Genomic DNA, 25,046 nt, shown 5'->3' on the forward strand with positions numbered 1-25,046 from the left:
GATTTAGAAATCTAGTAATTCCCTTCGTCCTGAACTTCCTTAGCCTGATATTCCTGAACCAGTTCTATGGCGTTATTGATCACATCGCTCAAAGCGGTAATAAAAGTACCTTCTTCGGCCAGGCTCATTGCATGTTTCAAGGCATCGATTTCTTTCGGGATACATTCGTAGCTTACACTTTTGTCGATACTCTGGATACCTTCTATAATCAATCCATTAATTTCATCTTCCAGCCTACCTCTCAAATGCTTTTCATTTCTTATGATGATGTGATCAAACATTCTTGCTGCGATTTTCCCACACTCTCGGATGTCATTATCCCGCCTATCTCCAACGCCTGAGATGATCCCGATTTTCTTGTTGGATTCTACATTTTTTAGATAATCTTCAATCGCTTCATAACTCGCAGGATTATGTGCGAAATCAATCATCACTTTGAAGTTTTTGAATTTGAAGATATTAAGTCTTCCTGGCGTCAATTGAGCACTTGGAATAAAAGTCGTCAAAGCCAAAGCAATATTCGGAATTTCGAAGCCGTAAACGTAAGCGGCTAATGACGCAGCTAAAACATTCGCAATCATAAACTTCGCTTTCCCTTCCATTGTGATTGGGATATTCTTGACCCTTTCAATTCGGATTTTCCATTCGCCTTTTTTGATGGTTACAAAACCTTCTTCGTAAACGCAGGTGATTTTTCCTTCTTTAGCAAATTTTTTGATATGAGGATTATTTTCATCCAGACTGAAAAGAGCCACTTTGGAATGTAAATCGCCCGCCAATCGCATAGAATACTCATCATCAGCATTCAGAATACACCAACCATCTTTTTTCACGCTATCCAGAACAACACGTTTTACCCTTGTCAAATCCTTCAGGTTATGAATATCACTGATTCCCAAATGATCTTCTTTAATATTCGTCAAAACACCAACATCGCAAGTTCCAAAACCTAATCCGGAACGAAGAATTCCACCTCTGGCAGTTTCCAGAACAGCAAATTCTACCGTTGGATCTTTCAGAATAAATTCTGCGGACATTGGTCCAGTGGTATCCCCTTTTTCAAGTAAAGTATTTTGGATGTAAATTCCGTCTGAAGTTGTAAACCCTACTCTCTTACCATTGTTTTTAACAATGTGAGCAAGAAGTCTAGTCGTTGTAGTTTTACCATTAGTTCCAGTCACCGCAATAATCGGAATTCTGAATTCTTTTCCCGGAGGATAAAGCATATCAACAACTGGAGCCGCAACGTTTCTAGGCAAACCTTCACTTGGAGCCAAATGCATCCTGAATCCAGGCGCAGCATTCACTTCCAAAATGGCGCCGCCACTTTCTTTCAAAGGTTGCGTTAAATTTTCCGCCATAATATCGATCCCGCAAACGTCTAATCCGATGATCCTGGAAACACGTTCCGCCATTTGGATATTCTCCGGATGAATCATATCTGTGACATCAATCGACGTTCCTCCAGTAGAGAGATTCGCTGTTGATTTCAGATAGACAATTTCGCCTTTTTGCGGAATGGTTTCTAAGGTATAATTCAGTTTTTCAAGAAGCTCATTGGTATCTTTATCAACATCAATTTCGGTTAAAACATTTTCGTGTCCATAACCTCTTCTTGGATCAAGATTTTCTTTATCAATCAATTCCTGAAGATTTAGTTCCCCATCTCCGACAACGTGCGCAGGAACTCTCCTTGCTGCTGCAACCATTTTATGATTAATAACCAAAACCCGGAAATCAAAGCCTGTGATATATTTCTCCACAATAACTTTTCTGGAATATTTCTGAGCGTGTTCCAAACCCACCAAAGCTGTTTCGTAATCTTTAACATTGATGGAAGCACCTTTTCCGTGATTGCCATCCAAAGGCTTCAGAACTAACGGATAACCGATTTTTCTGATAACCGCTTGCAAATCTTCTTCATCTACCACCAAACCTCCGGAAGGAACAGGAATTGCTGCATCTTCCAGCATTTTTTTTGTCAGTTCTTTGTTACAAGCGATATCAACAGCAATACTGCTTGTATTCCCGGTGATCGTTGCCTGAAAACGTTGTTGGTTGATTCCGTATCCCAATTGAACTAAAGAATTTTTCCCCAACCTAATCCACGGAATTCTTCGGGAAGCCGCTTCCTCAACAATACTTCCTGTAGATGGTCCTAAACGTTCTCTTTCTCGGATTTCTTTCAGTGTCTGAATACAAGAATTGATATCATAATCGGTTCCTGCGATAAGAGATTCTGCAATTTTCACAGATTCTTCGGCTGCGAAAACGCCTGCTCTTTCTTCGATATAATTGAAAACGACATTGTAGGTTCCCGGCGTTTTGGTTTCTCTTGTTCTTCCGAAACCAACATCCATTCCCGCCAATGTCTGGATTTCCAACGCTATATGCTCGATCACGTGCCCCATCCAAGTTCCCATTTCTACACGTTTGAAAAATCCGCCTTCGGTTCCTTCAGAACATCTGTGAGAATATAGTGATGGTAATAGTTTTTCAATTCTCTCTCGGAAACCTTCGATCTTATTAGTTGGCTGATGTTCTATCTCTTCCAAATCCAAACGCATTTGAATGAGTTTCTTTCTCGTGATGCTCCAAATATTGGGACCTCTTAAAACTTGTATTTTTTCTATTTTCATATTCTATATTCGATGATTGTTTAACCTAATTTTTTGACATTGAATTGCACGCAGCCCGACCTGAGTGGAGCTCATTTTTATTTTTGATAAAAATAAAAATAGCGGGAACGGAGGGCGGATAAAGCTGCCCAAATCTAATGCCGAACTAAAATGTCAAATCAATAGGCAAGCTAATTTGTAAATTCTTATTCTCTATTTTATCAAAGATAATGTAAAATCAAGAAAAATAGAAAATAATTATTCTATTATAAAACAAATTTGTTATTGATTCATTAGAAAAATTAACAATTCATTAATCAACAAGCACTGTTTTCCGGAAATAAGTCCTTAATTATTAAAAGTTTAAATCTGTTTCGTGGATTTTTAAACGATTAATATGAGGTTTATTCTGTAATGATTTATTATTTTTGTTAATATGAAATCAAAAGGAAAACTAGTCATCATTGGAGGCGCTGTGAACAAAGGTAGTTTTACAGAGACCAGTTTTGACCAAAATGTTGAAAAAAATCTTAACTTTTTTGAACGCGGAATCCTCAGAAAGATTATTGATGAATCGAAACTGAAAGAAGATTCTGTCATTGAAGTGATTACGACCGCATCTCAAATCCCTGACATCGTTGGTCCCGAATATAAAAAAGCCTTCGAATATCTTGGCGCAAAAAATTGTAATATTCTTGATATCCAAAATCGTGAACAAGCCAATAGCGACGCGATTGTTGCGAGAGCTAATGCTGCTGATGTTGTGATGTTTACAGGTGGCGACCAACTTCGCTTAACTTCAATTCTTGGTGGAACAAGATTTCACGATTCGATTCTGAACAAATATCAAAACGAAGATTTTATTTACGCCGGAACTTCTGCTGGAGCTGCAGCCGCATCGGAAAATATGATTTATCAAGGATCCAGTTCAGAAGCACTTTTGAAAGGTGAAATCAAAACAACTCAAGGTCTTGGTTTTATAGAAAATGTGATCATCGACACCCATTTTGTACAGCGAGGAAGAATCGGAAGGTTGTTTCAGGCGGTTGTGAATAATCCAAGAACATTGGGAATTGGTCTTGGTGAAGACACAGGTTTGTTCATTGAAGAGGATACAATGACAGCAATTGGTTCCGGTCTTGTAATTTTGGTTGATGGACTTCAGATTAAAGATACAAACTTAACCAATGTAGAATTGGGTCAGCCAATTTCTATCAAAAATCTGATTGTAGACGTACTTTCTATGAATGATACTTTCGATCTGAAAAGCAGAGAAATGACGATTGTAAATTCCCAGTACAATCCGATTCCGCAGATGAGTTCTGAATAATTAATATTAATTTCTCGGAGATTAAGCAAATTCAACATATTAACATTTAAAATAAATCAGCAATCTGCTTAATCTGTGAGATTTTCTTTGAAAAAACTAATAAAATTTAAAAATGAAAATAATCATCCACGGTGGATTTTTCTCAGAAAGCAGTCAAAGTAATGAAGTGAAGTTGGCTAAACAAAATTCACTGAAAGATATTGCGAAAAAATCCTATGAATTCTTAAAAGACAATTCTGCTTTTGATACGGTTGCTTATTCGGTTTCGCTGTTGGAAGATAATGAGCTTTACAATGCCGGAATTGGTTCGCAAATCCAAAGTGATGGCATTATCCGTATGAGCGCTGCGATAATGAATGGCGAAACTCAGAAAATGAGTGGCGTGATCAATATACAGGATGTGAAAAATCCGATTTTTGTTGCCAAAGAATTAATGAAAGAAGACGACCGCGTTTTAGGCGGCAACGGCGCCAAACAATATGCTAATCAAAAAGGTTTTGAAAACTTCTCAACGGAAATTCCGCAACGAATAAAAGAATACGAAGAGAAACTGAAAAATGGAGGAAAAGGAACTGTTGGCGCAGTTGCCATTGACAAACACGGAAAACTGGCTGTTGCGACTTCAACCGGAGGAAAAGGTTTTGAAATCCCTGGAAGAATCTCTGATTCTGCGACGGTTGCCGGAAATTTTGCCAATCAATTTTGTGCTGTAAGCTGTACTGGTGTTGGTGAAGATATCGTGAGCAATGCGACTGCCGCAAAAATCGTAACCCGAGTAACCGACGGATTAAGCATAGAAAATGCTTTTGACAGAACCTTTGAAGAATTGAAAGAAATTGACGGTTTTGCCGGTGCAATCGGGATTGATTCTGAAGGTAATATCTTCCATCAGGATTCTTATCCAACGATGGTTTTCGCTAGTTTTGATGGGATTGATTTTGAGGTTTTTGGGTAATTAAATAACTATTTATTTATAGATTTGAAGAACAAAATAATTACCAAGTCTTATGAATGAACTTATAAAAACAGAATCTGATGTAGAAAATTTCGAAAAAAATTTATCTTCTTATAGCAAATCTAAAACAGGTACTGATCTACCCTATTTAAATTTAGTTACAGCTTTTCAAAAATTTTCTAAGTATGATATACACGGAAAAAGAACATTTACGGCTTTAATGGATTTAAAATTAAACTTTATAGCTTTACTTGTTGAAAATTTTTTATCCGGAGCTATTTGGAATAACCAGAATAACATAAAAAATGATGAAAGTAATAATATTTTAGAAAATCCTTCATTATTCATACAAAGAATAGAAATACACCACTTAAATTCAAATTACATAGTTCGATATAGAGCAATGTGGGATAAAATAATGGGATTTTTTGTTTTATTTGATAGTGAAGAAAAATTCAAAATATTTAATTCTTCCAAAAGCAGAAAAAAAGCTTTTAAAAAACTTGCCGATGAAATAGATTTTCTAGACCCTGAATATGTAAATAACATACTTGGGCATATACAAAGTTTTGATGATAAATTCCGAACTTCTGAAGTTCATAGATTCGGCAGTCTCAGAAAATATTCATTTTTAGAAAATCCATTCGATAAGCCTGAATTCATAGAACTTAGAGATTCTTGGAATTATTTACTGGATACATTAACCGAAATAGATAAGATTATATCTGCTGTAAAATAAATATTAAAGTCAACGGGAACAATAAAAATGCTAGTGAACCCAACACAAAAAATCTTCGAAAATCAAGACCTTAAAACCGCAATTAGAATTGTTTGGAAAATCTCTGCAGTTCTATCTATTCTGATTTTATTGGTTTTATTTTTTGTTGACGATAATCAACTTTTATCAATTTCGCCAACCTGTTACTATCAAAAAATAGGGAAAGAATGTTTCTTGTGTGGCTCAACCAGAGCTTTTATCGAAATCAAACATCTTAATTTTGAAAACGCTTTCAATTTAAACCCATTCAGTATTTCTATTTTCGGATTATTACTCCTAAATTCAATCGTATTCTTAAACTTTATAAAAAATATAAAAACGAAACTATGAAAAAAGCAAGTCTAGTAATGGGAATCTTAGCCATCTTCGGGATGTTATTTGGGTTTATTCCTTGTCTTGGAGCCTTTAACTGGATTAATATTCCGTTTGCAATGATAGGATTGGTAATCAGCATTGTGGCTTATGTACAAGAAGATAATTTACCAAAAGGCAATGCAACGGCTGGAATTATTATGTGCTCAGCAGCAGCTATTTTTGGATTTTTAAGATTGATAGTAGGTGGCGGAATTGTATAATTCTCATCACATTTAAATAAAAAAGCCGCTATCTCTCGACAGCGGTTTTTTTATAATTTATCATTAATAATTCATTATTCCAGCCAACCCATTTCTTTCATCCACTCATCGTTATAGATTTTCCCTACATAGCGGGAACCGTGGTCGTGAAGCAGAACGACAATGATATCATCTTTTGTAAACTGGTCTTTCATCTGAACCAGAGAAGACATCGCGCTTCCTGCAGAATAGCCACAAAAAATTCCTTCTTCTTTAGCCAGTTTTCTCGCGTATATAGCACCATCTTTATCGGTAACCTTTTCAAAATGGTCAATCACACTCATATCATAATTCTCAGGAAGAATATCTTCGCCGATGCCTTCAGTAACATAAGTGTAAGCATGGTTCAGATGAATTTCTCCCGTCTCGTGGATTTCTTTCAGAATTGAACCGTAAGTGTCTATACCTATGACTTTGATATTTGGATTTTTCTCTTTGAAGAATTTCCCGCAACCTGTAATCGTTCCGCCTGTTCCGGCACCAACTACAAAATGTGTTAATTTTCCTTCCGTCTGTTCCCAGATTTCCGGTGCTGTGCTTTCGTAATGTGCCTGCCTGTTGGACAAATTATCGTATTGGTTTACGTACCAACCATTTTCCGTTTCAGTAGCCAATCTTTTTGAAACCGAATAGTAAGAACGCGGATCTGTCGGTTTTACATCAGTTGGACAAACAATCACTTCTGCACCAACTGCACGAAGGATATCGCATTTTTCCTTAGATTGTTTAGAATTAGTCACGAAAATACATTTGTACCCTTTTTGGATCGCCACCAAAGCCAGTCCCATTCCCGTGTTTCCGGAAGTTCCTTCGATGATTGTTCCGCCGGGTTTCAGACGACCGTCTTTTTCAGCATCTTCAATCATTTTAAGCGCCATTCTGTCTTTTACAGAATTTCCGGGATTGGTCGTTTCCACTTTAGCCAAAACCAAAGCCGGGAAATCCTCTCCCAAGACTTTATTGATTTTAACCAAAGGTGTGTTACCAATCGTTTCAACTATATTATTGTAATATTTCATATTCTATTATTTTAATAAAGGCTATTATCCTCTCGCTCTTTCCAAAAGAACCATCATCAGAAAACTCAAAACAACAAGAGATTCGTCTTCGTCATCAATATCAATTAATCTTTCCAATTGAAATCTCCTTCCAACCAAAGAAGGCATTTTTTTCAGTCTGAAATATTCTTTACCCGCATTATCTTTTACGGTGTAAGAAGGATTCAGAAAATAACCTGTGAACAAACCTATAATTGGAATTTCACCAATGAAACTATCGAAAACTTTTACCCAACCATTATCTTCATTGATTTGATATTTTGGCTGGTCATTTTCATCAATGATATCATAACGTGATTTCCAGATAGAACGAACACCTTTTCTTGCTAATCTTCCGAATTTTTTGCCATTAACCAAATCCGTAATCATATAAGATGCGTTGAAGTCTATCCATTGATTAGCTTTGATATTAAATAATTCTTGAGTTTTGCTTTCATCATTGAAAACAATCACGTCTTCCTTCAGTTTAAACATTTTCTGTCGAACATAAGCCACATAATTCCCATTTTTGTCCGTAATGTTGAAATCGCTGGCCAATGTGGTGATCTTGAATTTGAAATCAAGCGGATAATTGAGGTTTTTTAGTATCATTTAAGTATTTTTTTTAAGATCTTTAAATCTATAAAAATTAATTAACTGTATTTAATAGCCTTTAGTGGTGAGATTCTACTGATCAAGTAACTTGGTAAAATCATTGCGATGCCCGATACGATGAAAATCCCTACCGAAATCGAAATGATGTATAACGGGTTAAGATCTACCGGAACTGTACTGATGAAGTAATTTTCCGGATCAAGCTTGATAATTCCTGTATATTTTTGGATCAATAATAATCCGATTCCTATCACATTTCCTGCCAACAATCCTGGAATCATTATAATTAATGTATAATTAATAAAAATTGATCTGATCTGCGCATTAGAAGCTCCGAATGTTTTCAAAAGCCCTATGGAATTGGTTCTTTCGATAATCAAAATCAGTAAAACCATAATGATATTAATGACTACAACAATCAGCATAATGGCAATAATCAAAGATATATTCTGATTGAAAATATTAACCCAATCCAAAATCTGAGGATATTTTTCTGTTACTTTTTCTGCATAATTTTTATAACCGATGTATCTTTCAATTTGAGGAAAAGTAGTATCTATTTCGCTCGTGTCATCCAGGAAAATATCAAGTCCGCCTACTTCTTTATCATTCATATTCATCACTTTGCGAACGTGATTGATATCACCAATCATATAAAGATCATCCACCAATTTGATATCGGTTTTGTAAATCCCTTTAATCAGAAATTTTCTATAAATCGGTTTTTGGTCTTCTTTTGAAAAGATGGCAACAATACTGTCGTTCGCTTTGAGTGAAAGGTCGCTGGCGATTTTTTCTGATAAAATAACCTCGTTATTATAACCGTCTTCTTTATAATCCGGAATCGATCCCGAAATCATAAACGGTTGAAATCTCTCCTTATCGAAATCTTTTCCAACACCTTTCAGAATGATACCCGCAAAATTATTTTCAGTTCTTAGGATTCCACTTACCGATGCATAAGATTGTAAACCAGCAACGCCAGGAATTGCTTTCACAGCATTGGTATCCAGTCCGTTTGCATCCAAAACAGATGAATTGTAAGAAGAATTGGAACGCGTCGATTTTACAGAAATATCCCCGCTGAAATTGGAAATCCTATCTTCAATAGCCTTTTTGGAGCCAAGACCTGTAGAGATTGTAATCAGCGAAACTATGATGCCCAAAGCAACAGAAAGCCTACCGATATAGACAATCACCTTGGAGAGATTATTTTTGTTATCTTTGGAAAACGCTATCTTTTTCGAGAAATATAACGGAAAATTCAAATCAATGAGTTTAAGCTTCAAAAATAAAACTTTAGTTTTTATCCTGCTAATTTATTTTAGTTCAATACCATTTATTAAATCTCAAAATCAATCCAAAGATTGTTTTGCAACCGCTGCTGACAGACCGGAACTGTATCTTCCTTTATTAAAAAATAAAAACGTCATTGTCGCAGCTAACCAAACCAGTCTTCTGAAAAACAGAAAACATTTGGTTGATTTCTTGGTCGAAAATAATATAAAAATCAAATCTATTTTTGCGCCTGAGCACGGTTTTCGAGGCGTTGCTGATGCCGGCGAACACGTTAAAAATGGAACTGATAGTAAAACCGGCTTACCGATTGTTTCATTGTATGGTGACAACAAAAAACCAAAAGCCGAATATCTGAAAGGTGCTGACGTTATTTTGTTTGACATCCAAGATGTTGGGGTAAGATTTTACACTTATATTTCGACACTATCTTATATTATGGAAGCTGCCGCTGAAAATAATGTTGAAGTGATTATCCTTGACAGGCCAAATCCACACGACGGTTACACAGATGGACCAATGATGAAAAATCAATGGAAAAGTTTTATTGGACTTCATAATGTTCCTGTTGTTTACGGACTCACAATAGGCGAATACGGGAAAATGGTGAACGGAGAAAAATGGTTGAAAAACGGAGTGACTGCAAAATACACGTTGATTCCAATGCTGAATTATCATAAACAGCAACGTTATGGTGTTTCTGACAAACCGTCTCCAAATCTTCCAAATGATAAATCTATCAATCTCTATCCAAGTCTCTGTTTTTTTGAAGGAACGCAGGTTTCTGTAGGAAGAGGAACTGATTTACCATTTCAAATCTATGGTTCCCCATGGACAAAAGATTTCTCATATCAATTCACACCAAAACCAACAGAAGGTGCAAAAGATCCTTTCCTGAATGGAAAACTTTGTTACGGCGAAAACCTGAGTCAATACTCTCAAGATTTAAGAGAATTAAATTTAGAATGGCTTTTGAAGTCTTACAAGAATTATAAAAATCCACAACAAGATTATTTCCTGAAAAATCTATTTTTTGATAAGTTAGCTGGAAATGATGAACTTAGAAAACAAATCATTGCTGGCAAATCTGAAAAAGAAATAAAAAATAGTTGGAAAAAAGATTTAGAAAATTTTGAGAAAACAAGGCAGAAATATGTTTTCTATCCAAATTAAAAAAACCTCGCAAATTGCGAGGTTTTTGTTTTATTAGAAATCGAATTAAAATTTGTATCCTAATCCAACTTGAAAGAAACTCATTTTTGTTGAAGTATTAGTATCCTTTTCTAAATTGGAAAGTCCAAAATTATATCTAGCATCAATTAACAAACCTTTGTAGATAGTATATTCTGCACCAACGTGTAATCCAAATGTAACTTTTTGTAAACTCTCATCAAAAGAATCACTGAACATTTCATTATATTCACTTAATTCAGCATTTGCTTCAGCAATTACTTCTTTTGGAAGATTGGAATCTTTGAATTTTGCTTCGAATTTATTTGAAACTACAAAACCTAAGTAAGGTCCTGCTGATAATGAAAAATTAGCAGTTGGATAATATTTTGCAGAAATTGGAACCAAAATCTGATTGATTTTAAAATCCATATTTAATGTTGCGTGGTAACCAGATTCTTGTAATTTCCCTTGATATCTTCCACCCAATTCTGCATATTGAAGCTCACCCTGAAGTGCAAATTTGTCGGTCAATTTATGTTCTACAAATCCTCCAACATAAAATCCGGATTTTGATTTCTTATCAACCCCAATCCCTTCAAACTCCATATCATCCTCATCATCAGAATTCATTTGTGATAAAGCATATCCAGCTTTAGCTCCAAATGTTGTTTGAGCATTTATAGCTCCGAAAAGTGCCAAAGCACCAACTAAAAATAGTTTTTTCATTGTTATTAATTTTAAGTCTGCAATTTTAAGAAAATTTTAACAAAAATCAAAATTAGTTAATTTTATAAAAATTTGATTTTTCTATTGGATTAAAGACTTATATTTCAATTAAAAAACCTCGCAGATTGCGAGGTTTTTGTTTTATTATAATTCGATATTATTTTGTACCGAAGTTTTTAGAAATACCTACAGTAACTCCTTTTCCGAAACTAAAACCAAATGCATTAGTTTTGAAGTCAGAATCTTTTACTTTGCTAGTTTCATAACCTAAACCACCAATGTTGAAGTTCAATCCAAAAGAATTCTTAAAGTTAATAAACAAATTTGGAGTAAACATTACACCAAAACCTGTAGTTTTGTTTGTGGAAGAAAAATTTCCAGGTGCATTAGTAGAGTAAGTTACTTTACCATTACTTGCATAAACATCTAATTCACCAAATACTGCAAAAGTTTCACTCAATGGCTGAGTGTATCTACCAAATACGCCGTAAGTAAAATTATTTATTTTTTCCGTTCCCTCATAAGAAGTTCCAGAAATTTGCTCTGTAACTTTCCCTGTGCCAACACCTAATTTTACACCAGCAGTCCAATTATCTGTAAATTGGTAACCAACTCTTGGATTGAAGTTAAATGTATTACTTTCATTTGTTGTTGTAGAGCCGAATTTGTCTTTTGAAGTTAGTAAAGAAATATCACCACCAACAAGGATAGTATTCTTTTGTGCATTCATAGCTCCGAAAAGTGCAATCGCACCAATAACTAATAATTTTTTCATTGTTTGTTAAATTTTAGGGTGCAAAAGTATTAAAATTTATTAATACACCAAATATTTAACAAAAAAAGGCACTTAAAATTATCTATAATACAATAAATCAGTTCTCTTCAGCAAGCCACTCACCATAAGAATTTTCGGTTTCGTGAAGTTTAAGATAAGCTAATTGGATTTCGGAAGGAAGTTTAGATTTGATTTTCGAAGCAATATCATAAAGCATATTTTCGCAAGTCGGCTGATAATCACAAAAAATAACTTTGTGACCTTCATTCTGTAGATTTTCACCCAAAGATTTGTGCGGAGAAGCGCCATTCACCAGAACAGCATGATCCCAAATATCTACAATTTCTTCTTTTACAATTTTTTTAATATCGCCAAAATCTACAACCATCCCGTTTTTTGGATCATCCAGATTATTGATTGGATTACCCTTCACTGTTACAAATAATTTATAGGAATGACCGTGCATATTTTTGCATTTACCATCATAATTATAAAGAACGTGTGCTGTTTCGAAAGTGAAAATTTTTGTAATCCGTATCATTTTGCAAAGATAATCAAAAATCTGTTTTATAATTTTTGTTAAAGATTTGTGTATCCAGTTTACAATAGCTTATTTTGTAGAGAAGACACATCAAAATGAAAAAATTAGTCCTATTCTTAAGCTTAACCTCTTCTGTTTATTTTTATTCTCAGAATTTTTCTGCTATCAATGATATTTTGCAGAAAATTGAAAGTAAACACAAAAAAATGAAGGATGCTTCTGGCTACACAATTAACAATAAAAAATTTGTTTTAGTAGAAGATTTTGAAGATCATTCAGAACGTCATATTCTCGAATTCAAAGAAGATAACAGCATCACTTTGATTGAGCTGATTGATGATAAAGCTACCGGACAAACTTATTCCAATATATTCAGTGGCGATTTTATTCGTAAAAGAAATGCCATTTCTATCAGAGCCAATTATTTGGAAGGCAAGCAGATTGCAACACCTATTATTTACAGTCTTTATCTGATGAATGCCAATGATATTTGGTATTTGAAAGACATCAATACCAGCAAACGTTGGATAGAAAACAATAACCTTTTGAAGAAAAAATAAGTTTATTTTTCTCTTAAAAAATCAATACAAACTTCAACGGCTTCATCTAATTCTTTTGGAAGAGAATCGTCTTCCCAAGGTTCTTTTGCCCCAAAAGTGTGATTGGCATTTCCAATGATTTTGATTTGAGAATCCTTTGTCCATTGTTTAAGATTTTCAGAATGGCTTAAAGAAACAGATTCGTCAGCAGAACCGTGAATAAATAAACTTGGAATTGCGAGTTTTTCACAGGCTTTTTCTACATCAAATCTTTCTTTATTAATTTCAAAATCTTGATAGAACTCAAAATAATGAGGCATTTTTTGTTTAGTCCTGGCATTTTCTACTAAGTAAACACCTTCATTTTTCCAGTTTTCAAAAGCTTCATCTTTAGGAAATCTGTCAAGTGTAGAAACACTTGCTAGTGTAATTAACTTTGAAATCGAACTATTTTCAGAAGCTTTGATTATAGAAATCCCTCCACCTCTACTGTGCCCAAGTAAAGTTATATTTTGAGAATCAACTTCTTTCTGATTTTTAAAATGATTTATAACCACTTCCAAATCTTCTAGTTCTTTGGAATAATTATTTTCTCCAAAAGCTTCTAAGTCTGCAAATTGATTTGGGTATTCAATCGTAGTTCCATTATGTGAAAAATTGAATTTAACAAAATAAAATCCGGCTTTCGCAAACGTCTCTCCCATCAGTTCCCAAGCACCCCAATCTTTGTAGCCTTTGTAGCCGTGAACAAAAATGATTAATGGAAATTTTTCTTTAGACTCAAGATAAAAAGCATCAGCTAGAAATTCTTTTTGACCTTTCAGGATTATATTTTTATGTTTGATTAAATTCATTTCAATATTATTTAAAATAAAAAAGAAGTTACTAAAACTTCTTTTAATCATTATATCGTCATTGAAAAAATCCGGGTTTCCGGTTTGTTTCTCATCATTCTGAGGTCAAAAACCATTGCTACATTTCGTGTAAAAGCCCGTCCTTTTTCTGTGATTTTAATTTGATTGTCTAATATTTCAACTAAACCGTCAGATTCCATTTCTTTCAATTTTTCAATCGCATTTTCGATTTCCGGAAATGAATTTTGTAAATCCCAACTCGTTTCCAATTGACACATCAGATTCAGAATATGTTTTCTAATTATTAAATCTTCATTATCGAGAATATGACCACGAAAAACCGGGATCTCACCTTCTTCTACAATCTTCTGATATTCTTCCACCGTTTTTGCATTCTGCGCAAAAGCGTACCAAGAATCGGAAATTGCTGACATTCCCAAACCTACCATCAACTGGGTTTTACTGGATGTATAACCCATAAAATTACGATGCAGTTTTTTCTGAATCAACGATTGATAAAGATCATCGTGCTTCAACGCAAAATGGTCCATTCCAATCTCAATATAACCTAGTTCTTCTAAGAGTTTTTTCCCGTCTTCGTACAATCTTCTTTTCTCATCGCCACTTGGAAGATCGCTTTCGTCAAAACCTCTTTGTCCAACACCTTTTACCCACGGAACGTGTGCGTAAGAATAGAAAGCCAATCGATCTGGTTTCAACTCCAAAGTTTTTCTAATCGTATATTCTGTTGCTTCCCAAGTTTGATGTGGCAATCCGAAAACCAAATCGTGACTGATTCCTTTATAGCCAATTTCTCTTGCCCATTCAGTAACATTTTTCACATTTTCAAAAGGTTGAATTCTGTTGATTGCTTTCTGAACTTTCAGGTCGTAATCCTGGACACCAAAACTCACTCTATTAAAGCCTAAATCAAACAGAGTCTGAAGATGCTCTCTAGTTGTATTATTAGGATGACCTTCAAAACTGAATTCCTGTTCTTCTGCAATTTCAACTGTATCGAAAATCCCTTGTAAAAGTGTTTTAAGGTTTTCTGGAGAGAAAAAAGTCGGAGTTCCACCACCCAAATGAAGTTCTTTCAGCTTCGGTTTTTCATTGAATAATTCAAGATATAATCTCCATTCTTTCAAGACACTTTCCAAATAAGGAATTTCTACCGAATGCTGCTTCGTAATCCTTTTGTGACAAGCACAAAATGTACAAAGTGCTTCGCAAAAAGGCAGGTGAATATAAATGGAAATTCCTTCTTCAGAATTGCTTTCTGAAAAGGATTTTATTACGGATTTTTTCCAAAGGTTTGCAGTAAAATCGACCTCATTCCAATAAGGAACTGTAGGATAAGACGTGTAGCGCGGACCTGGAATATTGTATTTATCAACTAAAGAATTCATCACTGCAAAGTTACGAAAACTATGTTTGGAATGATTTTGAATTAGGGATGATTTTTGATTGGTGGTTTCTATTTCTAATATCGAAATCTATATTGATGACAAATGCCCTAGCCCCGATAGTAACGGCATCCTTTTTCTTTTTTGGCAAAAAAAGAAAAAGATATAGTGGATAGCGGGATTAAGCTCCTAAAACTATTTCTTCATAATTTTTATAGACTGTCTTCCCAAATTGGATTGTACCGCCAAGAGATATTCACCTATAGGATATTTGAAATCTAATGAATACTTTTTCAGTCCTTTTTGACTGATATTATCTTTAAGAATATTCCCTAGAAACTTCCCTGTCAAATCATACAATCCTATAATAATATGGTCGGAATGGATGTAGTTGATGTTCAAATTTAGTTTATCTTTTACCGGATTTGGAACGACTTCAATTTTTAGATTTTCAACTTTTTCATTGCCAGATTCATTGGTTGACAAGCCCGTTGTTGTCATTTTGTAAATCTGATTTCCAGATGCAAAAGCAGTTGCTCCATTAACGAAAAAAATCCGATTGAGAGAACCTCCGAGACTGTTATTGACCCAAGTATTTCCACCATCAAAAGTTTCCATAAAGCCTGAATTATGGCCGCCCATCCAACCGTGTGTCTCGGAAACAAAACCAACAGCCTGAACATATGGGTCTGGGAAATTTTTGGTCTGCCAAGTTAATCCGCCGTCAAAAGTTTTCAGTAATTTTCCTTGAGTTTCAGATTCTATTGAACCAAATATTGTTTTGTTACCAGGAAAAATCTGTAGTTTCCAGACATAATCGCCGTATTCTCCTGCACTGTAAATTTTGTCCCAGGAATCGCCACCGTCAGTTGTTTTGAGAATCACCGCGCCCTGTTCGTCACTTCCTGAAATAAAACCGATATTTTCATCAATAAACTGAACCTCGACCAAAGCAGATGCGTAAGTCGACATGTCAATAAACTTCCAAGTACTACCGGAGTCTGTTGACTTAATAACATAAGCCGGAGAAAACCAGGCTCCACAGCCATAAACAGTTGATTCTCCAACACAATCTAAACCACAAATTGCAGCTGGATAAGGAGAAATATTATTGACTTTTGTCCACGTTGTTCCTCCATTTGTTGTTTTATAAAAGTTATTATTGAGTGTTCCGAGAAAACCGATATTCTCATTGAGGAATTCTATATTTCTGAAATATTGTCCAGTCTGTGAACTTACAACTTGTTCTATCCAGGTTGAACCGCCATTGGTTGTTTTGAAAACGGCTCCATTTCCTCCTCTTGCTGCCCAACCAAGATTTTCGGTCAGAAAAAAGACATCATCGTATCGACCTGTAGTAGATGACGGATAATTTAGAGCTTGCCAGTTATAAGTTTGTGAGAGTACAGTATTTGCAATATTAAGTACAAAATAAATAAATATTTTTTTCACAGTTTTAAATTTTTCTATAAAAATAAAAAAAAACGGGAGAATTTCCCGATTTTTTATTTTTATAATTGAGTTTTTATCTTAACTCTGCTTTGAACTCTTTTTCAAAAGATTTGATAAGAGAGTTCATTACTTCTGTGATATCTTTGTCTTCAAGAGTTTTTTCTTCGTTCAGAAGTTCAAAACTTAATGCATAAGATTTTTTGCCTTCCGGAAGATTTTTACCTTCATAAACATCGAATAAATTAATATTCTTCAAGAAAGGTGATTTATTGGATTTTGCCAACTCATATAATTCTGCATAAGTAATCGTTTTATCAACCAACAAAGCCAAATCTCTTCTAATCTTATTAAACTTCGGAATATCGATGAATTTCAAATTTTCTTTTGTTCTCAAAGCTTGGCAAGTTTCCAATTCGATTTCTGCATAGAAAACTTCCTGGCTGATATCAAAATCTTTCAACATTTGAGGACTAACTTTTCCTATTCTTGCTATAGTTTTTCCGTCAGATTTGATTTCCAAAGCATCAGAAAAACGGTCGTCATCTAACGCAGATTCGTTAAGTTCAAGGTTAAGCTTTTCTAAAAGAACTTTTACATAAGCTTTCAGATAATAGAAATCCGTTGCGCTTTTTGGCTGACGCCAGTTTTCCGAAACTTCTCTACCAGCTGTCAGAATCGCCAATTGCTTTCTTTCTTCGTATTTTTCTTTTTTATGGTAAATTTTCCCTAATTCGAAAAACTTAATATCAGATGATTTTCTATTGATATTATAAATTGCATTTTCCAAAAGTCCTTCCAACAAAGACTTTCTCATAAATGCCAAATCATTACTCAAAGGATTCAACAATTTCACAGCATTGGTTTCATCTTTTACAGAAGTCAGTGAGTTGTTCATCACTTCGTGGAAACCGTTGGATTGCAATGTTCTTGCCCAAGAATTTTCTAAAGCATCTTGATCATCGAAACTCAATTTTACTGGTGTGAAAGAGATTTTTTTCGGCGCATCGATTTTGTTGTAACCGTAGATTCTCAATACTTCTTCAATAACGTCGATTTCTCTTGTAACATCTGCTCTATAAACAGGAACAGATAATTCAAGACCGTTTTGAATCTCATTAAGAATCTGAATATCAAGAGATTTTAAAATCTCTTTGATTTTTTCTCTATGGATTTTAGTTCCCAGAATCTGGTCTAATTTCGAATATCTGAAAACCACATAATGGTCTTTGATTTTTTCAGGATAATGTTCCAGAATCTCTCCAACTAATTTTCCGCCAGCCAATTCCTGAATCAAACTAATTGCGTGAGTCAAAGCTGTTCTGGCATTATTTGGGTCAACACCTCTTTCAAAGCGGAAAGATGCATCAGTATTCAAACCGTGTAACTTAGACGCTTTTCTAATCGCTACCGGATTGAAATAAGCACTTTCTAAGAAAATGGTTTTGGTTTCAGATGAAACACCACTTTCGCTTCCACCAAAAACTCCAGCAATACACATTGGTTTATCTTTTCCGTCTTTAATAATGATTTCGGAACCGTTCAAAGTTCTTTCAACATTATCTAGAGTTTTGAATTTGGTTCCAGCTTTTACGGTTCCAACTTTCACAGTTTTATCTGCAATTTTTTCTGCATCGAAAGCGTGAAGCGGTTGTCCAAGGCCGTGAAGAATATAATTGGTGATATCAACAACGTTGTTAATTGGCGAAAGTCCGATTGCTTTCAATCTATCTTTCAACCAATCTGGAGACGTTTTGATTTCTACGTTTTCTATGACAGCACCCAGATATCTTGGCGTCAATTCAGAATCTTCGACTTCTAATTTGAAATCGTGAGAACCTTCGATGTTTAAAACTTTAGATTCTAGTTTCGTAAATTCTGACTTCAAATTATTGGAAGACACAAAAGCCTGCAAATCTCTTGCAACACCATAATGTGACATGGCGTCGGTCCTGTTTGGCGTCAATCCAATCTCATAAACCTCATCGTTTGTCAATTCAAAATAATCAGCGAAAGGTTTCCCAACTTCATATTTTGTTTCGTCCAAAACCATAATTCCGGCGTGGTCATCGCTCAAACCTAATTCGTCTTCGGCACAAATCATTCCTTCGGAAACTTCGCCACGGATTTTAGCTTTTTTGATTTCGAAAGAATTGCCGTCTTTTGCATAGATTTTTGTTCCTACCACAGCCACAGGAACAGTTTGCCCAGAAGCAACATTCGGCGCTCCACAAACGATTTCCAGAATTTTTCCGTTGCCAACATCGACTGTTGTTTTGCTTAGTTTATCAGCATTCGGATGTTTTTCGCAAGTCAGAACTTTGCCAACGATAATTCCTTCCAGACTTCCTTTGACGCTTTCGAATTTATCAACACCTTCCACTTCCAAACCGATATCGGTCAAATATGCACTGATTTTCTCAGAATTAAGGTCTGTTTTGATATAATCTTTAAGCCAATTATTAGAAATTTTCATTCTTTTTATATTTGAATTTTTTGAACACAAAGTGCGCAAAGATTTTTTTAATTTAAACTGCTTTTAAGTTCACAACGATGTAACTTATAAGAAGTTTTTAAACTAAAATTTGAGACTTGAATTTCAAATCTCAAATTTTAAATATGATTAATTTTAAAATTATAAACCGATTACAGGCATTGACAGCATCAGGATACTTTCGTTCTCCTCCAATCCGTCAACCGGTTCTACGATTCCTGGTCTGTTTGGCTGAGACATTTTCATTGTGATATCGTCAGAAGCCAAAACGGATAACATCTCTGTCAGGAATTTTGAACTGAAACCAATATTGATATCATCGCCATTATAGTCGCAAGGAATCTGCATATCCGCTTTGTTTGCGTACTCTGTATCTTCTGCGTGAAGATGTAGAACATTGCCAGACAACTTGAATCTTACCTGATTGGTCGATTTGTTTGACATAATAGATGCTCTTCTGATAGAACCTAAAAGTAAGCTTCTGTTGATGGTCAAAACGTTTGGATTTTCCTTAGGAATTACTGCGTTGTAATTCGGATATTTCCCGTCTATCAAACGACAAATCCAAATATTATTTCCAAATGTGAATTTCGCCATATTATCACTGAATTCAATCACAACATCTTCGTTGGAATTATTCAGAATGTTTTTGAAAATTGACAAAGGTTTCTTTGGCATAATGAATTCCAAAGTCTCCGGATGTACGATATCTGTTCTTTTGTAAACCACCAATCTGTGAGAATCTGTGGAAACAAAATTGGTCTCATCTTCTTTGAACTGAAACAAAACACCAGTCATCACAGGACGAAGAGAATCATTACTTGTAGCAAACAAAGTGTTAGCCAAAGCTTCTGCTAAAATTCCTCCTCCAATTGTTACTTTCTGAGATGCATCAAATTCCGGCAATTCCGGATAATCGTCCGCATTATCCAAAGCCACTGCGAAATTGTCTTTTTCATCCAAAATTTCCAAAACGCTTCCGTTTCCGTCTTCAGAATCTTTAACCGCCAAAGTCAAAGGCTGCTCACCGTAAGTTTTCAGGAAATCCTGAAAAATCTTCCCTGGAACTGCTAATTTTCCTTTGTCATCCGACTTCACTTCAAGGGAAGTGATCAACGTCGTTTCACCATCAGAAGCCGTAACTGTCAACAAGTTCTGGTCTAACTCGAAAAGAAAATTCTCCAAAATTGGTCTGGATTGTGAACCGGAAATCACGCCACTTACCGTCTGTAAAGCTTTTTGCAAATCGCCACTGGCAACAATAAATCTCATAAACTGTATTTATTTCAATTCCACAAATATAATGATTTCGGTTCGATTGTAAAAGGTGTATTAATTTAGTTATTAACAATTATGATAATAATCTATCTTTGTTGATATTATCACAATGAAAAAACCGCCATTTCATAAAAGTGTTTTGTTCACCTTCCGAGGAATTATTTGGATTTTGAGAAACGAAAGGAATTTCCAGTTTCATATTTTAGGATTGATTATTAATCTTTTTCTGATTGTTTTTTTTGAGCTTTCAAATATCGAAACAGCTATGATTATTCTTTGTTGCTTTTTTGTTTTGGTAACAGAAGCTTTGAATACTTGTGTTGAAAAAATTTGTGATTACATCCAACCTGAGTTTGATTCCCGAATTGGAATTATTAAGGATTTAGCTGGTGGCGCGGTAATGTTGGCTACGATTTCTTCGGTTTGTGTTGGCATTTTGGTTTATTGGCCTTATTTGAAATTGTTATTTCATTAAAGCGGTTTAACACATAGGCACAATGATTTTTTTTAATTATATAAACGTTTTAAGACACAAGAAAATAAAAGATTTTTATTTAATGAAATTAAACTTTGTGTCTTAAAAACACTACAATAAATATAGATTCTTTTGTGCCTTTGTATTTTTCAGTTCCCTTTAAATTCTTAATTACAATATTTAGAAAAATTTTAATCCTATCTTTTTCATAAAATCTTTACATTTGTTTTCAATATATTTCTAAAATGAGCAAAAAAAATGTAGCCGTTGTAATGGGCGGTTATTCTGATGAATACAAAGTTTCTCTTAAAAGCGGACAATTAATTTTTGATTCACTTGACCGTGAACTTTATGATGTTTACAAAGTAATAATTCTAAAAGATGAATGGTATTTGTTAGACGAAAAAGATAAAAAAAGATTCATCAACAAAGCAGATTTCTCAGTAAACCTCGGCGATGGAGACATTCTTAACTTTGATGTTTGTTTCAATATCATCCACGGAACGCCAGGCGAAAATGGAATTATGCAAGCTTACTGGGACGCAATTGGACAAAAATATACAGGCTGTGATTTCTATCAAAGTGCACTGACATTCAATAAAAAAGATACGTTAGCTGTTTTATCAAAATACGGAATTCCTTCTGCAAAAAGTATTTATCTAAGAAATGGTGAGCAAGTTTCTGACGATGAGATTGTAGAAAAACTTGGGCTTCCGCTTTTCGTAAAGCCCAATCAAAGTGGTTCTTCTCTTGGAATTTCTAAAGTGAAAGATAAAAACGAGCTTAAAAACGCAATTGAATTTGCTTATAAAGAAGATGACGAAATCCTTATCGAAAGTGCTCTTAACGGAATGGAGGTTTCCGTTGGCGTTTTGGATTACAAAGGCGAAGTGATTGTTTTAGGAATTACGGAAATTGTTCCAGACAAAGAATTCTTCGATTACGAAGCCAAATATGAAGGTGCTTCTCAAGAGATTACGCCTGCAAGAATTGATGAAGAAACCAGAAAAAAGGTAGAAGAAATTTCCATAAAAGCTTACAAATCGCTTGGAATGAGTGGATTTTCCCGTTCAGAATTCATTATCGTTGATGGAATCCCACATCTTTTGGAAATGAATACAAATCCCGGGTTTTCTCCGGCAAGCATCCTTCCACAACAGGCAAAAATCTACGGAATCTCTATCAAAGACCTTTGCGGAAACGAAGTAGAAAAAGCACTTAACAAATAATTATAAATGATAAATTTTAGATTTTAAATTATTTGAGAAATCTAAAATTCATAATCTAAAATTTAAAATTTCTATGAAAATTGCTGTTTTTCCAGGGTCGTTTGACCCAATCACTCTGGGTCATTATGATATTGTGGAGCGCGCTGTCCCGTTGTTCGACAAAATCATTATTGCCATCGGAAAGAATTCTCAGAAAAAATATATGTTCTCTCTTGAACAACGTAAAGAATTCATCAGAAAAACATTCGAAAAATTTCCAAATGTGGAAGTTGATGATTTTGAAGGCTTGACAATCGATTACTGTAAAAGTAAAAACGTGAATTTCATCTTGAGAGGCCTAAGAAATCCAGCCGATTTCGAATTCGAAAAATCGATCGCGCAAACCAATAGAGCTTTAACCAGAGAAAATACGGTTGAAACTATTTTCCTTTTGACTTCCTCCGGAAAATCTTATATCAGCAGCAGCATTGTAAGGGAAATTATTTCTTATGGCGGGAACTATGAAATTATGGTTCCTGATGCTGTGAGAGTTGAAAAAAAATAAATTAAAAATCCTGAAGTTAGCTTCAGGATTTTTTTATTTTCAGAACAAAATTGGATTTTGTTCTTATTTTGTTCTGGATTACTTATAAAAAAACCACCTAAATTAGGTGGTTTTAAGTGGTTTCTCCAGGAATCGAACCAGGGACACACGGATTTTCAATCCGTTGCTCTACCAACTGAGCTAAGAAACCATAACTCGTTTTGTTTTGAGTGGTGCAAAAATACACTCTTTACTCATATAATCCAAATTAGATTGCTACTAATTTGATTTTTTTTATTTAAAAAACCGCCTTAGTTAGGCGGTTTGTAAGTGGTTTCTCCAGGAATCGAACCAGGGACACACGGATTTTCAATCCGTTGCTCTACCAACTGAGCTAAGAAACCATCACTCGTTTTGTTTTGAGTGGTGCAAAAGTATATTCTTTATTCTTATAATGCAAATTATATTAGAATTTCTTCACACATTTTATTTAAAATCATTGATTATCAGAAGATTTTTTTTCAGTTTGCGCTTTGAAAAAATCACTCAATTCTTCTAAAACAGGCTTAATTGTATCTTCAGGAAGATCGCTAATCCTGATATACATCAATCCATCAATCGCATCATTGAAGTTCGGATCCACGTTGAAAGCGATCATTTTTGCATTTTGCTTGATGTATTTTTTGATCAAAACAGGCAATCTAAGTTCAGGTTCAAGATCGTCGATAATTTTATCTAATTTATTAAGATCAGCATCCATATCTTCAAAGAATAGAGCTTTGTCTCGCTCTTTCATCACAACCTTGAATTCATTTTTCGGATGGATATATTGCGCTACAGCAGAATCATAATAATGAGAACGCATAAATTCGATCATCAACGATTTCGAGAATTCTGAGAACTTATTACTAATGCTTACACCGCCCATCAGGAATTTGTGTTCAGGATTTCTTAGGCAAACGTGAACAATTCCGCGCCAAAGCAAGAATAATGGAAATGGTTTTTGCTGATATTCAATTGAAATATAAGCTCTTCCCATTTCTATTACTTTTCGGAAAAACGGTTGCAATTCCGGATCATACTCAAAAAGTGAGCTTGTGTAGAATCCATCAATCCCAAATTTCTTCATCACCTCAGAACCCAAAGCCATCCTGTAGGCACCAACCAGCTTTTTGCCTGCATTATCCCAAAGAAAAAGATGATGATAATGGTTATCATATTCATCCAAATCAAAAGGAAGATTGGTTCCTTCTCCAATCGCTCGGAATGTTAGCTCTCTTTGTCGCCCGATTTCCCTCATAATAGAAGGAATTTCTTCTGACTTTGTAAAGAAAACATCATAATCACCGTGAGAAAAAAGTTTCTTATTTTCGGCAACTTTTAATTTTTCTATTTCATTAACAATATCTTCAACAGGCGTTTCATCTATGATATTCTGTACTATATTATTTTGTTTCTGAAGCGGATTTTTAAGCACCATATTAGGCAGCTTTAATTTCTCAGTTATGCTTTTTCGTCTTTCATAATAAGACTTCAGCATATAAACCTTATTATAAAGATAGTCGCCCAGCTCTTCCAAAGTTTCTTCTTCTTCCATTTGCTTCACAGAGATTGGCTTTCCAATTCTTATTCTGATTGGTTTATCTCTTTTTCGCATCATTTCGGTTGGCAGCATCAAGGTTTGTAAATCCGGATGCAGCTTAGAAACATTATAAAACATTTTACTGTTGGTTGCGTGGAAATACATTGGGACTACCGGAACTCTTGCTTTTTTGATAATCTTCAGTGCAGTTTTTCCCCAAGGTCTGTCCAGAACTTCGCCGTACTCATTATTCTTGTTAGAAACTTCACCAGCAGGAAAAATACCGATACATCCACCTTCTTGCAAATGTTTGAAGGTTTCTCGCATCCCGGAAGAACTATTGTAAGCATCTTTTCTCCCTTCAAAAGGATTAACTGAGATGACGAAAGGTTCCATTGGTTTAATTTTCGATAAAAGAAAATTCCCCATAACCTTGAAATCCGGACGAACACGCAACAGAATTTTACACATCAAAATCCCGTCTAAAGCGCCCAACGGATGATTGGAAACAATAATGAAAGGTCCTGTTTTGGGAACTTTTGCCAAATCTTCTTCGAAAACAATATAACTGAGTTCCTGCTCTCTGATAAACTCATCAAAGAACTGCACACCTTGGGTATGGATCAGTTTATTGTAAAGATTATTGACTTCATTTATTTTAGTAAGATTCATAATTGCCGAGGCAACCGGTCTCTTGAGAAAACCAATTTTATCGAGTCCTGCGGCTTTTATCAAATCTTCTTTTGAAATTAAACTCAT

General features: G+C 34.7%; 23 protein-coding genes and 2 tRNA genes. 10 read left to right on the plus strand and 15 right to left on the minus strand.

Going from position 1 to position 25,046, the window contains the following annotated elements; all coding sequences use genetic code 11:
• Positions 1-11: 11 nt before the first annotated feature.
• Positions 12-2,639: a cyanophycin synthetase gene (gene cphA, locus BUR19_RS11425; protein ID WP_074235441.1), complete on the minus strand. Its 2,628-nt coding sequence runs from the start codon at positions 2,637-2,639 to the stop codon at positions 12-14.
• A gap of 415 nt (positions 2,640-3,054) precedes the next feature.
• On the opposite strand from cphA, the gene BUR19_RS11430 reads away from it, so the two are divergent.
• The 5 genes from BUR19_RS11430 (at position 3,055) to BUR19_RS11450 (ending at position 6,256) form a co-directional block, all read left to right on the plus strand.
• Positions 3,055-3,948 (plus strand): cyanophycinase, encoded by an 894-nt coding sequence (locus BUR19_RS11430; RefSeq protein ID WP_074235442.1) that lies wholly within the window; start codon positions 3,055-3,057, stop codon positions 3,946-3,948.
• A 112-nt stretch (positions 3,949-4,060) separates the two neighbouring features.
• Positions 4,061-4,903, plus strand: coding sequence for an isoaspartyl peptidase/L-asparaginase (locus tag BUR19_RS11435; RefSeq protein ID WP_074235443.1), 843 nt, complete (start codon positions 4,061-4,063; stop codon positions 4,901-4,903).
• A gap of 52 nt (positions 4,904-4,955) precedes the next feature.
• Positions 4,956-5,642, plus strand: a complete 687-nt coding sequence (locus tag BUR19_RS11440) for a hypothetical protein (RefSeq protein ID WP_074235444.1) — start codon at positions 4,956-4,958, stop codon at positions 5,640-5,642.
• Positions 5,643-5,669: 27 nt separating this feature from the next.
• Positions 5,670-6,011 (plus strand): DUF2752 domain-containing protein, encoded by a 342-nt coding sequence (locus tag BUR19_RS19280; protein WP_074235445.1) that lies wholly within the window; start codon positions 5,670-5,672, stop codon positions 6,009-6,011.
• Positions 6,008-6,256: a hypothetical protein gene (locus tag BUR19_RS11450; RefSeq protein ID WP_083600754.1), complete on the plus strand. Its 249-nt coding sequence runs from the start codon at positions 6,008-6,010 to the stop codon at positions 6,254-6,256. Before BUR19_RS19280 ends, BUR19_RS11450 begins: the two co-directional genes overlap by 4 nt.
• Before the next feature lie 74 nt (positions 6,257-6,330).
• Here BUR19_RS11450 and BUR19_RS11455 read toward each other — a convergent pair whose 3' ends face one another.
• From BUR19_RS11455 to BUR19_RS11465, 3 genes are read right to left on the minus strand one after another with little or no spacing between them, the layout of a single operon-like run.
• Positions 6,331-7,314: a PLP-dependent cysteine synthase family protein gene (locus tag BUR19_RS11455; RefSeq protein ID WP_074235446.1), complete on the minus strand. Its 984-nt coding sequence runs from the start codon at positions 7,312-7,314 to the stop codon at positions 6,331-6,333.
• 24 nt (positions 7,315-7,338) lie between these two features.
• A complete protein-coding gene (locus BUR19_RS11460; protein ID WP_074235447.1) occupies positions 7,339-7,944 on the minus strand; it encodes an LURP-one-related/scramblase family protein in 606 nt (201 codons plus the stop codon).
• Between the two features lie 41 nt (positions 7,945-7,985).
• Entirely contained in the window at positions 7,986-9,215 is a 1,230-nt protein-coding gene (locus BUR19_RS11465; protein WP_074235448.1) for an ABC transporter permease, read from the minus strand.
• A 4-nt stretch (positions 9,216-9,219) separates the two neighbouring features.
• On the opposite strand from BUR19_RS11465, the gene BUR19_RS11470 reads away from it, so the two are divergent.
• Entirely contained in the window at positions 9,220-10,416 is a 1,197-nt protein-coding gene (locus BUR19_RS11470; RefSeq protein ID WP_074235659.1) for an exo-beta-N-acetylmuramidase NamZ family protein, read from the plus strand.
• A 45-nt stretch (positions 10,417-10,461) separates the two neighbouring features.
• On the opposite strand, the gene BUR19_RS11475 is transcribed toward BUR19_RS11470, so the two are convergent.
• The 3 genes from BUR19_RS11475 to BUR19_RS11485 form a co-directional block, all read right to left on the minus strand.
• Positions 10,462-11,142: a porin family protein gene (locus BUR19_RS11475; protein ID WP_074235449.1), complete on the minus strand. Its 681-nt coding sequence runs from the start codon at positions 11,140-11,142 to the stop codon at positions 10,462-10,464.
• 157 nt (positions 11,143-11,299) lie between these two features.
• Entirely contained in the window at positions 11,300-11,917 is a 618-nt protein-coding gene (locus BUR19_RS11480; protein ID WP_074235450.1) for an outer membrane beta-barrel protein, read from the minus strand.
• Between the two features lie 97 nt (positions 11,918-12,014).
• Positions 12,015-12,458, minus strand: a complete 444-nt coding sequence (locus BUR19_RS11485; protein WP_074235451.1) for a 6-pyruvoyl trahydropterin synthase family protein — start codon at positions 12,456-12,458, stop codon at positions 12,015-12,017.
• Between the two features lie 95 nt (positions 12,459-12,553).
• Here BUR19_RS11485 and BUR19_RS11490 point away from each other — a divergent pair, with 95 nt between their 5' ends.
• Entirely contained in the window at positions 12,554-13,018 is a 465-nt protein-coding gene (locus tag BUR19_RS11490) for a hypothetical protein (RefSeq protein ID WP_074235452.1), read from the plus strand.
• Between the two features lie 2 nt (positions 13,019-13,020).
• Here the strand turns inward: BUR19_RS11490 and BUR19_RS11495 are convergent, their stop codons facing one another.
• The 5 genes from BUR19_RS11495 to dnaN all read right to left on the minus strand — a co-directional run bounded on the left by BUR19_RS11495 (position 13,021) and on the right by dnaN (position 20,472).
• Positions 13,021-13,851: an alpha/beta hydrolase family protein gene (locus tag BUR19_RS11495; RefSeq protein ID WP_074235660.1), complete on the minus strand. Its 831-nt coding sequence runs from the start codon at positions 13,849-13,851 to the stop codon at positions 13,021-13,023.
• A gap of 50 nt (positions 13,852-13,901) precedes the next feature.
• Positions 13,902-15,260 (minus strand): oxygen-independent coproporphyrinogen III oxidase, encoded by a 1,359-nt coding sequence (hemN, locus tag BUR19_RS11500; RefSeq protein WP_074235453.1) that lies wholly within the window; start codon positions 15,258-15,260, stop codon positions 13,902-13,904.
• A 192-nt stretch (positions 15,261-15,452) separates the two neighbouring features.
• Positions 15,453-16,709 carry a photosystem II stability/assembly factor-like protein gene (locus BUR19_RS11505; protein ID WP_074235454.1) on the minus strand — a complete coding sequence of 419 codons (1,257 nt, stop codon included), beginning with the start codon at positions 16,707-16,709 and terminating at the stop codon, positions 15,453-15,455.
• Positions 16,710-16,782: 73 nt separating this feature from the next.
• The gene (pheT, locus tag BUR19_RS11510; RefSeq protein WP_074235455.1) at positions 16,783-19,182 is read right to left on the minus strand and encodes a phenylalanine--tRNA ligase subunit beta; all 2,400 of its coding nucleotides are present in this window, start codon (positions 19,180-19,182) and stop codon (positions 16,783-16,785) included.
• 159 nt (positions 19,183-19,341) lie between these two features.
• Complete coding sequence (gene dnaN, locus BUR19_RS11515; protein ID WP_072998965.1) at positions 19,342-20,472, minus strand: DNA polymerase III subunit beta; 1,131 nt, start codon at positions 20,470-20,472, stop codon at positions 19,342-19,344.
• Between the two features lie 115 nt (positions 20,473-20,587).
• On the opposite strand from dnaN, the gene BUR19_RS11520 reads away from it, so the two are divergent.
• The 3 genes from BUR19_RS11520 to coaD all read left to right on the plus strand — a co-directional run bounded on the left by BUR19_RS11520 (position 20,588) and on the right by coaD (position 22,726).
• The gene (locus BUR19_RS11520; RefSeq protein WP_074235456.1) at positions 20,588-20,953 is read left to right on the plus strand and encodes a diacylglycerol kinase; all 366 of its coding nucleotides are present in this window, start codon (positions 20,588-20,590) and stop codon (positions 20,951-20,953) included.
• Between the two features lie 245 nt (positions 20,954-21,198).
• The gene (locus BUR19_RS11525; RefSeq protein ID WP_074235457.1) at positions 21,199-22,182 is read left to right on the plus strand and encodes a D-alanine--D-alanine ligase; all 984 of its coding nucleotides are present in this window, start codon (positions 21,199-21,201) and stop codon (positions 22,180-22,182) included.
• Between the two features lie 73 nt (positions 22,183-22,255).
• Positions 22,256-22,726: a pantetheine-phosphate adenylyltransferase gene (coaD, locus tag BUR19_RS11530; RefSeq protein ID WP_074235458.1), complete on the plus strand. Its 471-nt coding sequence runs from the start codon at positions 22,256-22,258 to the stop codon at positions 22,724-22,726.
• Between the two features lie 117 nt (positions 22,727-22,843).
• Here the strand turns inward: coaD and BUR19_RS11535 are convergent.
• The 3 genes from BUR19_RS11535 to BUR19_RS11545 form a co-directional block, all read right to left on the minus strand.
• Positions 22,844-22,916, minus strand: a tRNA-Phe gene (locus BUR19_RS11535).
• Between the two features lie 120 nt (positions 22,917-23,036).
• Positions 23,037-23,109, minus strand: a tRNA-Phe gene (locus BUR19_RS11540).
• A 92-nt stretch (positions 23,110-23,201) separates the two neighbouring features.
• Positions 23,202-25,046, minus strand: a complete 1,845-nt coding sequence (locus BUR19_RS11545) for a lysophospholipid acyltransferase family protein (protein ID WP_074235459.1) — start codon at positions 25,044-25,046, stop codon at positions 23,202-23,204.

Origin of the sequence: Epilithonimonas zeae (assembly GCF_900141765.1) — a bacterium.
GTDB classification, from domain to species: Bacteria; Bacteroidota; Bacteroidia; order Flavobacteriales; family Weeksellaceae; genus Epilithonimonas; species Epilithonimonas zeae.

Excerpts from the sequence above, each read along its gene's own strand:
- dnaN (WP_072998965.1), bottom strand. The coding sequence starts at position 20,472 with ATGAGATTTATTGTTGCCAGTGGCGATTTGCAAAAAGCTTTACAGACG.
- pheT (WP_074235455.1), bottom strand. The coding sequence starts at position 19,182 with ATGAAAATTTCTAATAATTGGCTTAAAGATTATATCAAAACAGACCTT.
- BUR19_RS11525 (WP_074235457.1), top strand. The coding sequence starts at position 21,199 with ATGAGCAAAAAAAATGTAGCCGTTGTAATGGGCGGTTATTCTGATGAA.
- BUR19_RS11435 (WP_074235443.1), top strand. The coding sequence starts at position 4,061 with ATGAAAATAATCATCCACGGTGGATTTTTCTCAGAAAGCAGTCAAAGT.
- BUR19_RS11480 (WP_074235450.1), bottom strand. The coding sequence starts at position 11,917 with ATGAAAAAATTATTAGTTATTGGTGCGATTGCACTTTTCGGAGCTATG.
- BUR19_RS11470 (WP_074235659.1), top strand. The coding sequence starts at position 9,220 with ATGAGTTTAAGCTTCAAAAATAAAACTTTAGTTTTTATCCTGCTAATT.
- BUR19_RS11495 (WP_074235660.1), bottom strand. The coding sequence starts at position 13,851 with ATGAATTTAATCAAACATAAAAATATAATCCTGAAAGGTCAAAAAGAA.
- BUR19_RS11520 (WP_074235456.1), top strand. The coding sequence starts at position 20,588 with ATGAAAAAACCGCCATTTCATAAAAGTGTTTTGTTCACCTTCCGAGGA.
- BUR19_RS11455 (WP_074235446.1), bottom strand. The coding sequence starts at position 7,314 with ATGAAATATTACAATAATATAGTTGAAACGATTGGTAACACACCTTTG.
- BUR19_RS11475 (WP_074235449.1), bottom strand. The coding sequence starts at position 11,142 with ATGAAAAAACTATTTTTAGTTGGTGCTTTGGCACTTTTCGGAGCTATA.
- hemN (WP_074235453.1), bottom strand. The coding sequence starts at position 15,260 with ATGAATTCTTTAGTTGATAAATACAATATTCCAGGTCCGCGCTACACG.
- BUR19_RS11545 (WP_074235459.1), bottom strand. The coding sequence starts at position 25,046 with ATGAGTTTAATTTCAAAAGAAGATTTGATAAAAGCCGCAGGACTCGAT.
- BUR19_RS11450 (WP_083600754.1), top strand. The coding sequence starts at position 6,008 with ATGAAAAAAGCAAGTCTAGTAATGGGAATCTTAGCCATCTTCGGGATG.
- BUR19_RS11430 (WP_074235442.1), top strand. The coding sequence starts at position 3,055 with ATGAAATCAAAAGGAAAACTAGTCATCATTGGAGGCGCTGTGAACAAA.
- BUR19_RS11440 (WP_074235444.1), top strand. The coding sequence starts at position 4,956 with ATGAATGAACTTATAAAAACAGAATCTGATGTAGAAAATTTCGAAAAA.
- BUR19_RS11485 (WP_074235451.1), bottom strand. The coding sequence starts at position 12,458 with ATGATACGGATTACAAAAATTTTCACTTTCGAAACAGCACACGTTCTT.
- coaD (WP_074235458.1), top strand. The coding sequence starts at position 22,256 with ATGAAAATTGCTGTTTTTCCAGGGTCGTTTGACCCAATCACTCTGGGT.
- BUR19_RS19280 (WP_074235445.1), top strand. The coding sequence starts at position 5,670 with ATGCTAGTGAACCCAACACAAAAAATCTTCGAAAATCAAGACCTTAAA.
- cphA (WP_074235441.1), bottom strand. The coding sequence starts at position 2,639 with ATGAAAATAGAAAAAATACAAGTTTTAAGAGGTCCCAATATTTGGAGC.
- BUR19_RS11490 (WP_074235452.1), top strand. The coding sequence starts at position 12,554 with ATGAAAAAATTAGTCCTATTCTTAAGCTTAACCTCTTCTGTTTATTTT.
- BUR19_RS11460 (WP_074235447.1), bottom strand. The coding sequence starts at position 7,944 with ATGATACTAAAAAACCTCAATTATCCGCTTGATTTCAAATTCAAGATC.